Genomic DNA, 11,551 nt, shown 5'->3' with positions numbered 1-11,551 from the left:
CAAGAATACTGCAAAATGGTGTGAAACAAAATTTCATTGAATTCTAAATTAGAAAAGTCTAATTTATTGCCCATTATCATGTATGAGGAGTCTTGCAGATGAAACGGATCCTGATTATCGGTGGTGTCGCGGGGGGCGCATCGGCGGCGGCTCGTGCTCGTCGTTTGAGTGAAGAGGCGGAGATCGTGATGTTCGAGCGGGGCGAGTTTGTCAGCTTCGCCAACTGCGGTCTGCCCTATCACATCGGGGGCGATATCCCCGACCGGGATGCCTTACTGCTGCAGACTCCCCAGAGTTTCAAGCGCCGTTTCAACGTCGATGTGCGGGTCTTCCACGATGCGATTGAGATCGACAAGGCGGGCAAGACCTTGCTGGTGCGCAACCTGCAAACCGGCGAAGAGCAGCGCGAGCATTACGATGTGCTGCTGCTGAGCCCGGGGGCGGCGCCGATCCGTCCGCCTTTCCCCGGTATCGACAGCCCCCATGTCTATACCCTGCGCAACATCCCGGACATGGATCGCATTCTGGCGGCCCTGCACCACGATCAGCCGCGCCACGTCACTGTGGTGGGCGGCGGCTTTATCGGGCTGGAGATGATGGAGGCGCTGCACCAGCGCAAGCTGGATGTCACCCTGCTGGAGCTGGCCGATCAGGTGATGGCACCGGTGGACAAGGAGATGGCCAACATGCTCCATGCCCGCATCCGGGAAGAGGGGATCGACCTGCGCCTGCGCACCGGCCTCACCGCCATCGAGAGTCTGGATCTGCCTGCCGAGAAGACCTCCGCCGTACCGACCGCCAAAAGCGGTGGCCTGCGCCTGACCCTCAATGACGGTTCCCATCTTGATACCGGTCTCTTGATCCTCGCCATCGGCGTCAAGCCGGAAACCCTGCTCGCTGCCAAGGCGGGGCTGGAGCTGGGCCCACGGGGCGGCATCAAGGTCGATGCCGGGATGCGAACCTCGGATCCCTTTATCTATGCGGTGGGGGATGCGGTGGAAGAGATTGATTTCGTCACCGGCGAAGCTGTGCTGATCCCGCTGGCGGGCCCGGCCAACCGGCAGGGGCGCATCGCCGCCGACAATATGCTGGGCCGAAGCGAAACCTACAAGAAGACCCAAGGGACCGCCATCTGCAAGCTGTTCGATCTGGCGGTGGCCAGCACGGGGCTGAACGAGAAGCGACTGGTGCAACTGGGATTGCCGTTCGAGAAGGTTTATGTCCACCCGGGCAGCCACGCCGGTTACTACCCCGGCGCCCATCCGGTCAGCCTCAAGCTGCTGTTTGCCCCGGATGGCAAGATTTACGGTGCCCAGGCCATCGGCAAGGATGGCATCGACAAGCGCATCGACGTGCTGGCGGTGGCCCAGCGCGCCGGTCTCACCGTGTTTGACCTGCAGGATCTGGAGCTCACCTATGCGCCGCCGTTCGGCTCGGCCAAGGATGTGATCAACATGGCCGGCTTTGTGGCAAGCAACCATCTGAAGGGGGACACCCTGCTCTGCCACGTGGCCGAGGTTGAGGCTCGTAACCCCCATCAGCTGGTGGTGGATGTGCGCAATGGCCCCGAGCTCGACAAGCTGGGCCGCATTCCGGGGGCGCTGCATATCCCCCTCGACGAGCTGCGTGGTCGCCTCCATGAGTTGCCCAAAGAGAAAGAGCTGCTGATCAGCTGTCAGGTCGGGCTGCGCGGCTATGTCGCCTGCCGCCTGCTGAGCCAGCACGGCTTCAAAGTGAAGAATCTCTCCGGCGGCTTCAAAACCTGGCAGATGGCCACCGCCGAGTAACCGTTTTATTTCTGTGCCTGTTTGCCCCTCTCCCTTGTGCGTGCAAGATGAGGGGCTTTTTGTTTCTGCTTTTCGCCCTTCTTGCATTCCCCTCGTTGCTGCAATATTTCGACACACTTTATTTCCTGCGCCGGACAAAATTAACGTTTTGTTCAGGGGATGGGTGCTATAACCCCAGCCTCGTTCATGATGAACCGTGTAGTAGGGAGAGTGACATGCTGGATATGCTGATGGCCATTTGGCATCAGGATTTTGACGCCCTGGTTCAGATGCAGGCGGTACCCCTGCTGATCAGTTGCCTGATGCTGGTACTGCTGCTGGAGTCCGCATTCGTTTTCCTGCCCCTGCCGGGGGACAGCCTGGTGCTGCTGGCCGGCGGGTTGGTGGGCATGGGCGTCCTCGGGACGGAAGTAACGCTCATCTATCTGCCGCTGGCGGCGGGGCTGGGATCCGTGCTGGCGTACTGGCAGGGGCGTGCCCTGCAGCGCACCCGTTTTATGGAACATATCGAGCGGATGTTGCCACCCGACAGCCTGCCCAAGGCGACCCGGCTGCTGAAAAAGTACGGTTTTCTGGCGATGTTCTCCTCCCGCTTTATCCCGTTCGTACGGGTCTTGACTCCCATGCTGATGGGGATTGGCCGCCTGAGCGTGCTGCGGATGTGCGTGGCCAGCTTTGCCAGTGCCTTTATGTGGGCGCTCTGTCTCAGTTTGGTGGGCAAGCTGGCGATGAATACTCCCTTCTTCCTCCACCACAGCGAACTGTTGACCCGGGCCCTGCTGATTACCTCGCTGGTGCTGTTTCTGGCGGCCGTCATGGCCATCCTGTTTCGCTGGTTCAAAGGCGGAGCAAAAAACGAGACCAGCCACGACTAGATGACAACCCTTGCCGCACTGGATCAGTGGGCAAGGGGGTTCTCGTGCTGCAGGGGCGCGAAATTGTGCCCATTCGGGTAATGAGCTTTGTGTCGGGTGAACAGGATGCCTTATCCTGTTTCCAGCCACGCTGCGTTTGCAGCGCTCCAACTCGGGATGGAACCTATGCGCCTCTTCGACTCTCCCTCTGCTTCTCACCGCTCTACCGCTGAAACCGGCGCTCTGCGCCGCCGCTGCTCGGCCCTGCTGCTTTGCGGAGTGGTCGGTTTACTGTCTGGTTGCGGCCCTGACAAGCCCGCCAGCCAAATATCGACCACAGAATCCACCGCGCAGCAGGAGGCCGGGGCGCCAACTTCTGTAGTGCAGGCCAATGCCCGTCAATATCGCGATGCGCCGGCGCTGGCGCTGGTCTTCTCTGGCCCCTTGGCGCCCAAGGCCAATTGGCAGAGCTGGCTCTCTGTCAATGAAGGGGGCAAGCAGGTGCAGGGGGAGTGGATCCTGGCCGACGATGGTCGCACCCTCTATTTCCCGAACGTGCAGCCCGACAAAAGCTATGAGGTGAGCCTCAAGGCTGGGTTGGGCCCATCGCCCCAGAGCTGGACGCTCAAGACCCGCCCGCTGGAGGCGGGGGCTTCGTTTACCGCCAGCGGCATGGTATTGCCGCTGCGTCAGGAACTTCGCTTGCCCATCAGCGCGGTCAACGTGGATGAGGTCAATATCGATTTCTTCCGGGTCGATGCCGAGTATCTGCCCCGCTTTCTGGCCGAGTATCGCCCCGGTGCTGGCATGGGCAACTGGGAGCTTGAGCAGATCACCCAGCGGGCCAAGCGGGTATTCAGCGGCCGCTACGCCCTGGAGCTTGATGCCAACCGGCGCGAGACTCGCCTCATCAATGTGAAGGAGCCACAGCTGGCGGAGGCTGGCGTCTACTTTGCGGTGATGTCGCCCCTTGGCAACTACGACTGGCGCAAGGAGACCACCTATTTTGCGGTGAGCGACATGGGGCTCAGTGCCCGCCGTTACCGCGATCAGCTGGAGGTGTTCGTGAGCTCCCTGGCCAGCGCCGACCCGCTCAAGGATGTGCAGCTCTCCCTGCTCGACGAGAAAGGCAACCGGCTGCAGGTGCAAACCACCGATCCGCAGGGCCATCGCCGTTTCGATCAGGTGCAGGGGGCTCGCTTGCTGCTGGCCGAACAGGGCAACCATCTGGCGGTGCTGCGTCTCGATGGGGCTGCGCTCGATCTCTCCACCTTCGATCTCGGCACCCAGCCCTGGCAGGCCCAGCAGCTCTATCTGTTCAGTGGGCGCGATCTCTATCGCCCCGGCGAGCGGCTCGACAGCGAGATCCTGCTCAAGGGCCAAGATGGCCAGCTGCTGCCGGGGATGGCGGTGGAGCTGGAGGTGAAGCAGCCGGACGGCCAGCTGCTCGAACAGAAACGGCTGCTGCCGGACAATTTGGGCGCGGCCCACTACGGCCTGCGTCTACCGGATGATGCGCCGCTCGGGCGCTGGACCATCAACCTCAAGACCGCCGCTGGCAGCCGCTTCGAGTGGCCTTTTCTGGTGGAAGAGTTCTTGCCGGAGCGGCTGAAACTGCAGCTCGGCAAGGGGCAGGATGGGGAAGTGACGAGTCTGGGCGTAGCCCTCACCCTGCCACTGCAAGGGGACTATCTCTACGGCGCGCCAGCCAGTGCCACCAAGGCCAAGGCTGAGGTGAAAATCAGCCGTGCCACCATGCCCTTTACCCAGTGGCAGGAGTTCACCCTGGGGGATGTGCTGCTCGCCGAGCAGGCCAAGGATCTCGAGGTGCGGAGTCTCACCCTCGATGCGCAGGGGAAGGGGACGTTTTCGCTTGCTGATGAGCTCGATGGGGTGCGTGCCCTCGGGCCGCTGGAGGTGGCCTATCGGGTGTCGCTCTCCGAGCCCGGTGGCCGCGCTGTCAATCGCAGCCGCACCCAGTATGGCTGGCCCGCGGGCAGCCAGTGGCCGGCGCTCAAGGCCGATTTTGTGGCGGATCGGGTAGAGGGGGGCAAGCCGCTCCCCTTCCAGATCCTCAACCTCGATGAGCAAGGCCAGCCGGTGGCGGGGGCGGTGAAGGTGCGCCTCATCAACGAATACCGCGACTACTACTGGCACTACGCCGATGGCGAGGGGTGGAAGTACGAGTTCAACAGCCAGCCCTATCTGGAGCAGGAGCAGACCCTGCAGCTGGATGGCAAGGGGCCGACCCCGCTCACGCTGCAACTGGCGGCGGGCTGGTATCGATTGGAGGTGGAGAACAGTCAGGGCCATCAATCCAGCCTGCGGGTGGAGATAGGCAGTTACGCCTGGGGCGGCGGTGGCGAGCAGGCGCGGCCTGACAAGATTGCCATCACCCTCGACAAGCGCGCCTATCTGGCGGGCGACAAGGCCAAAGTGACGCTGGTGGCCCCGCGCCCCGGCAAGGGCTTGCTGATGGTGGAGGATGGCGACGGCCTGCGCTGGTGGCAGCGTATCGAGCTCAAGGGTGCCGGCGGCGATGCCAAGGATGCCCGCGGTGAGTTCGAGATCCCGGTCAGCCCCGAGTGGCAGCGTCATGATCTGCATATCTCGGCCCAGATCGCCGCGCCAGACAGTGACTCAAAGCCGGTGAGCCAAAAGAGTGTGCAGAGCCTGCGCTCGGTCGGTCTGGTGCCGCTCACGCTGGACCGGGAAGCGCGCCGTCTGCCGCTTACCCTGAGCGCACCTGATAAAGCGGTGCCGCTCACTCGACTGGAAGTGACCGCCACCTCCACCCCCAACAGTCAGGGGCGGGTGGTGCTGGCGGCGGTGGATCGGGGCGTGCTCAATATCAGCGACTACCAGCCCCTCGACCCGTTCGAGATCTTCTTTGGTCGCAAGCGCTTCTCCCAAGATTTGTTCGACAACTACGGCCAGGTGATCCCGCCGCAGGATGGCAAGCTGGCCCGTCTCAACTACGGCGGCGATCGGGCGCCGCTGAAAAAGGGCGGTGCGCTGGAGAGCCGGGTCGAGATAGCCGCGCTCTGGAGCGGCGAGGTGAGTTTTGATGAGAGCGGCAAGGCGGTGATCCCGCTCGACTTGCCCAACTTCAACGGCGAACTGGCGCTGATGGCGCTGGCCTGGAACGAACAGCAAGTCGGGGAGTCCGAGCGTGCCGTCAAGGTGGTGGCGCCCCTGGTGGCCGAGATTGGCTGGCCACGCTTTGGCGCCAGAGGGGATGAGACCCGGGCGCTGGTGCAGCTGCGCAACATGAGTGGCGAGGATCAGACCCTCTCCCTTGTCTGGACTCTCAACGGCGGACTCAAGGCAAATGGCGAGCTGCCCGGCACCCTTTCCCTTAAAAATGGCGAGGAGCAGTGGTTGACCCTGCCGCTCACCGTGACCGGGGCGAGCGGCGTGGCGAGCCTGCAGTTGGCGGCCAGCGGCAAGGATTTTGCCATCAGCCGTGACTGGACTTTGCCACTGCGCTCCCCCTGGCCTGCCGAGACTCGCCAGCGCTACCAGATGCTGTCCCCCGGCCAGCAGATGAGCTTTGCGCCAGCCGAGCTGACCGGGCTGGATCGCGCCAACCTGCAGGGGCTGCTCAGCCTCTCCGGCACCCCGCCTTGGGATCCGGCAGCCCAGTGGCAGACGCTGGTTGACTACCCCTACGCCTGTCTGGAGCAGACCCTGTCTCGTGCCTGGCCCTATCTGTTGACCACGGCCGATGAGCGGGCCGCCTGGAGCAAACCCGCAGAGGGCAAGAAAGCGGCGAGCGAGGCGGATGTGCAACGCGCCCTGCTGCAACGGCTGCAGCGGTTGCAACTGCCAAGCGGCGGCTTTGGTCTGTGGGATGGTCGCTCCGACGAGGAGCAGTGGCTCACCGCCTATGCCGCCGACTACCTGCTGGCGCGCAAGGAGGCGGGCGACGCCGTGCCGGAGGCAATGCTCAATCAGGCGCTGAACCGGCTGCAGAGCTATCTCACCGACAGCCAGTACGGCGAGCGCTGGAGCAGTGCCCCCGAGCACAGCCGGCTGGCCTATCAGGCTTACAGCGCCTATGTGCTGGCCCGGGTGGGCAAGGCGCCGCTCGCTACTCTGCGGCTTATCTGGGAGCAGCAGGCCGATCACGCCCGCTCAGGTTTGCCGCTGCTCCACCTCTCGCTGGCCCTCTCGGCCATGGGGGATGAGCAGAACGCCGCCAAGGCCCTAAGCCGGGCATTGGCGACCGAGCGCGGTGACGACTATCTGGGTGATTACGGCTCGCCGCTGCGCGATCAGGCCCTCGAGCTCTCCTTGCTGCGTCAGCACAAGCTGGCTGCGGAGCGCTTGCCTGATCTCAGCGCCAAGGTGGCCGATACCCTGGCTCATCGTCAGTGGCTCAGCACTCAGGAGCGGCTCGCCTTGCTGCGACTGGCCCGCTTCGATCCGGCCGTCGACTGGCAGGCCAGGGTAACTTCCTCTCTTGACAGTGGATCCCTGAGCGGTTCGGCTCCGCTACAGCAGGGTGCCCCCGAGGCACTGGCGGCGAGTGCCATCACCAACGAGGGCAAGGGATCCCTCTATGTACAGCGCACTCTGGTCGGTTACCCCGAACAGGCTCCTACCCGGTTGAGTCAGGGGATAAGCGTGACCCGCAGCTGGTTCAACAGCGACGGTCAGCCGTTTGAGCCCGCCAAGGTGAAGGTGGGGGATCTGGTGGTGGTGCGGCTCAATGTCAGCAGTGAATCGGCGGTGCCCGATGCCCTGCTGGTGGAGATGGTGCCCGCCGGCTTCGAGCTGGAGAACCCGGCCCTTGGCAACAGCATCAAGCTGGAAGAGCTCTCCATCGAGGGGAAACCGGCGTGGCAGAGCGAGTGGAACGACTATCTCAAGCATCAGGAGTTTCGCGACGACCGCTACACGGCAGCGCTGGATCTGAGTGAGGGGAGCAACCAGCAGCTGGTCTACCTGATGCGGGCGGTGACGCCGGGTCGCTATCAGGTGCCGCCGACCCAGGTGGAGGATATGTACCGGCCCGAGCTGCGGGCTGTGGGTGAGGATATCCACGAGGTGCGTATCTCTGAGTAACAAACCCTCCCTTGAGCGGGTTCGCCCGCTCACTTTTTGGCAGCGTGGTTGGCTGAGCCTGGGTCGCAGTGGCCGCGCAGGCTGGCGCTGGCTTGGCGGTCTGCCTCGCTGGCTGCGCTTTTCGGTGCTGGGAGTTGTAGCACTGCTCCTGTCATTGCTGGCGCTGGATCGGATTATCCCGCCGCCGCCACTCGACCCCGCCTACGCGCGGGTGGTGCTCGACATGAAAGGGCGACCGCTGCGCGCCTTTGCCGATACCAGCGGCGTGTGGCGCTACCCCGTGACCCTGGAGCAGGTCTCCCCCCGCTATATCGAGGCGCTGCTCGGCTACGAGGATCGCTACTTCTGGCGTCATCCCGGGGTCAATCCGGTGGCCATGGTGCGCGGGGTCTGGCAGTGGCTGCGTTACGGGCGGGCTGTATCGGGCGGCTCGACCCTCACCATGCAGGTGGCGCGTCTTATCGAGCCCTACCACAGGAGCGTGCCCGGCAAGCTGCGCCAGATGGCGCGTGCGCTGCAGCTGGAGTGGCACTATGACAAGCGCACCTTGCTTACCGTCTATCTGAACCGGGCGCCCTTTGGTGGCAATCTGGAGGGGGTGCAGGCCGCAAGTTTTGCCTACCTTGGCAAGAGTGCGGCCAAGCTGACCTATGCCGAGGCAGCGCTGTTGGCGGTGCTGCCGCAGGCTCCCAGCCGCAACCGGCCGGACCGGCATCCCGAGCGGGCCCGCACCGCCCGTGACAAGGTGATGCTGCGGCTGGTAGCGCAGGGCGTCTGGCCCGAGCAGGTGTGGTTGGAGGGACGCATCGAACCGGTGCTGGCCCGCGGTCACTTCACGCCGATGGAGGCGCCGCTGTTTGCCCGTCTCGCCGCCGACCATCAGGCCGGGGCGCTGGTGCACACCACCATCGATGGCGATCTGCAGCGCTGGCTGGAGGGACTGGTGGCGAGCTACATTCGCCGTTTCCCCGAGCAGACCTCCGCCGCCCTTCTGCTGGTAGACAACAAAACCATGGCGGTGCGCGCCTATGTGGGCAGCGCCGAGTATGGCAATTTGCGCCGCCACGGTTATCTCGACATGGTGCAGGCGATCCGCTCCCCCGGCTCTACCCTCAAGCCCTTTATCTACGGTCTGGCGATGGACGAAGGGTTGGTGCACTCGGCCTCCCTGCTCTCCGACGCGCCAAGGCTGGGCTCCGATTATCGCCCCGCCAACTTTTCCGGTGCCTTTCAGGGGCCGGTGACCCTGACCCAGGCTCTGCAGCAATCCCTCAACGTGCCAGCGGTGCAGGTGCTGGAGGCGCTTGGGGCCGACAAGCTGGTCAGCCGCCTCGACAATGCCGGGGTGCGGCTGGCCCTTTCCGACAAACCCAATCCGGCCATCGCGCTGGGGGCGGCGGGCATTCGGCTCGAGCAGCTGGTGGCGCTCTACAGCGCGCTGACCCGGCAGGGGCAGGTGGCGATGCCGGTCTGGCTGGCGGGGCAGCAGGCGGTGTCACGCCCCTTGCTGAGCCCGGGAGCGGCCTGGATCATCTGGCAAATATTGAGCGCGCAGGGACGGGCGGACCAACCCTTTGCCAGCGAGGCGACCGGCCGGGTCAACAGGCTGGCCTGGAAGACCGGCACCAGCTATGGCTATCGCGACAGCTGGGCGATGGGGGTCTCTGGTCGCTGGACCATCGGCGTCTGGTTGGGGCGCCCGGATGGTACCCCCATGCCCGGCTTTTACGGCCAGAGCGCGGCGGTGCCGCTGCTGCTGTCGGTCTACTCTCGGCTCTCGGACAACAGCCCTCTGCCGGCACAGCCCAACACGGTGAGCGAGGCCGAGGTCTGCTGGCCGCTGGGGCGCAAAGTGAGCTCGACCCTGCCTGAAGCCTGTTTGCAGCGCCAGAGCGCCTGGTTATTGGAAGGGCGCGATCCTCCCACCTTGCCGGACCCCATGGACTGGCCCTCGCCGCTGCGCCAAGTTGCACTCACTGCCGAAGGCAAGCCGACCCTGGCCCGCTGCCAGGATGCGGCGCAATCTGGCTTCCGGGCGCTCTGGCCATTGTCGCTGGAGCCGTGGCGAACGCCCGGCGAGCGACGACAGGTGCTGCTTGCAAGTGGTTGTGCTGGGGAGGCGCAGAGCGCCGAGCTGCAGGCCCCCATTCGCATCGTGGCGCTGGGGGAGGGCAACCTTATCCGCAGCCAGCGCTACCGGTTGCAGCCCAAGGTGCTGGGCGGTGTCGGCAAGCCGGCCTGGTTTCTCAATGGCCAGCGGCTGCGCTGGGACGGGGATCAGGTGTTGAGCGTGGCGGGTCGTTATCAGCTGGTGGTGGTGGATGAAGCGGGCAACAGCGATCGCATCGAGTTTCGCGTGGTGCATCCTGACAGTGATGCAGGCACCATCACCCGTTGAGCGTTTTGCCGACAGCCATTGAGGCGAATGTAATTAACCATTTGAAATGCATCAATATTTGATTGGATGAATTAATTTGTGAATAATTACGAATTCATTCAAATCCAATCGGGAGTTCTCTTTTGCTGCGTGTTCTGTGTCCCTTGCTGGTGCTGATGAGTTCGGGTTGTGCCACAACCAATCATGGTGATCACCATGTTTATCCTGAGCGTACCGGGTTCTATTCACCTTTCGAGCCTGCTTCCGAGAGTTTTACGCGTTGTTATCAGAAACAGTTTGCCTGTACCCCTGCCAATATCCGCCGTGACAGGGCGATGGAAGCGCGCCGTGACGCACAAGAGCGGGCCAATCACCGGGGTGATGATTGGTAGGCCGCAGAAAGCGAAAGGGGTTGGCAGGCGCCAACCCCTTTTTCATTCCGCCGGTTCAGCCCGGTTGGCGCAGATGACCGAGTCGGGTGAAGAAGTGCTGGCTCTTGCGCTGGTGAAAATGGCTCTTCTTGATGGGATGGAAGATGAGGTCGCTTTCGGGATGGCTCGCCTTTAACTGGTGGAGCATCGCCACGGCGGGCAGGCTGGTGCTGACCAGGGTGGTGAGTGGCATGCTGAGGGTCTCGGGCCCTAGCAGTTGATTGAGCCCTTGCTGAGCCTGCTCAAAGCGGGTCAGGGCCGCCGGGTCGGCATAGCCGCTACCCAGCATGGCGAGCAGGTTGTCGATGGCCAGATGAAATTCGGCCAGCTGTTGGCGAAAGCCGCTGCGCCCGCGCAGGGCAATAAGCTCTGCAAACGGAATATCGGCCAGGTGAGTGGGCACTTGCAACGGGATCTCGAGGTGGAAGCAATCCTGGCCGCCGCGATTGTGGTAGCGGGATTCGAGCAGGTGGAGCAGGCGGTCCAGATAGTCGTGATCGGTAATGAGCGCCTCGTCATTGGCGAGTGCCCACTCACGGGCAAGGCGCATGGAGAGCAGGTTGGCAAAGCGCCGCGCCATTCTGATCCCCCCTTCATCCCGGGTCGCAAAGCCCTGAGTCAGGCAAAAGCCGTGCAGCCGCTCCAGCCCCGCCTGATCCGGGCAGAAGCAGTCGTGGTTGGCCTCCTGACGCCAGCGACCAATCAGCTCCTTGTTGCCAAACACCTTGTGGCGGACGAAATCGGGGGCCACCAGGCCGCTGATCTGGCTCTCAAGTTGCGGGGTAATGGCGGCAAAGAAGGCGGCATCGGGCCGCTCGGCCAGCAGATCGGTCTGCTGTTGAAGGGTATCGAGCAGGGCGGTGAGGCCGCTCTTTTCGCTGACGGTGAAGACGAAGGCGAGCCGCTCCAGATAGAGCAGGGCAAATTTGAGCCAGAGCTCGTCGCGTACCTCCATGCCGGGGTAGTAGATATAGGTCTTCATCGGATCAATCTGTTGTCAAAAATCTGGCGAGGCGCAGGGTCGGGAATATA

At 63.5% G+C, this 11,551-nt stretch carries 5 protein-coding genes; 4 read left to right on the top strand and 1 reads right to left on the bottom strand.

Features of this window, described 5'->3' with window-relative positions:
• The first annotated feature begins 98 nt into the window (after positions 1-98).
• The 4 genes from ACW5W8_RS03155 (at position 99) to pbpC (ending at position 10,109) form a co-directional block, all read left to right on the top strand.
• Complete coding sequence (locus ACW5W8_RS03155) at positions 99-1,787, top strand: FAD-dependent oxidoreductase (protein ID WP_498626370.1); 1,689 nt, start codon at positions 99-101, stop codon at positions 1,785-1,787.
• Positions 1,788-2,002: 215 nt separating this feature from the next.
• Complete coding sequence (locus ACW5W8_RS03150; protein WP_498626369.1) at positions 2,003-2,662, top strand: DedA family protein; 660 nt, start codon at positions 2,003-2,005, stop codon at positions 2,660-2,662.
• Positions 2,663-2,827: 165 nt separating this feature from the next.
• Positions 2,828-7,711: an alpha-2-macroglobulin family protein gene (locus ACW5W8_RS03145; RefSeq protein WP_498626368.1), complete on the top strand. Its 4,884-nt coding sequence runs from the start codon at positions 2,828-2,830 to the stop codon at positions 7,709-7,711.
• On the top strand, positions 7,677-10,109 hold the full coding sequence (gene pbpC, locus ACW5W8_RS03140; protein ID WP_498626367.1) for a penicillin-binding protein 1C: 2,433 nt from the start codon (positions 7,677-7,679) through the stop codon (positions 10,107-10,109). Before ACW5W8_RS03145 ends, pbpC begins: the two co-directional genes overlap by 35 nt.
• A 426-nt stretch (positions 10,110-10,535) precedes the next feature.
• Here pbpC and ACW5W8_RS03135 read toward each other — a convergent pair whose 3' ends face one another.
• Positions 10,536-11,501, bottom strand: a complete 966-nt coding sequence (locus tag ACW5W8_RS03135; RefSeq protein WP_498626366.1) for a hypothetical protein — start codon at positions 11,499-11,501, stop codon at positions 10,536-10,538.
• Between the last annotated feature and the right edge of the window lie 50 nt (positions 11,502-11,551).

The organism is Aeromonas aquatilis, from assembly GCF_054052405.1.
Note: the sequence above shows the minus strand (reverse complement) of the source record. Positions and strands in the feature narration are given on the sequence as shown.

Bases quoted from the DNA above. Each gene is read 5' to 3' on its own strand.
- ACW5W8_RS03145 (WP_498626368.1), top strand. From the start codon at position 2,828: ATGCGCCTCTTCGACTCTCCCTCTGCTTCTCACCGCTCTACCGCTGAA.
- ACW5W8_RS03150 (WP_498626369.1), top strand. From the start codon at position 2,003: ATGCTGGATATGCTGATGGCCATTTGGCATCAGGATTTTGACGCCCTG.
- ACW5W8_RS03155 (WP_498626370.1), top strand. From the start codon at position 99: ATGAAACGGATCCTGATTATCGGTGGTGTCGCGGGGGGCGCATCGGCG.
- ACW5W8_RS03135 (WP_498626366.1), bottom strand. From the start codon at position 11,501: ATGAAGACCTATATCTACTACCCCGGCATGGAGGTACGCGACGAGCTC.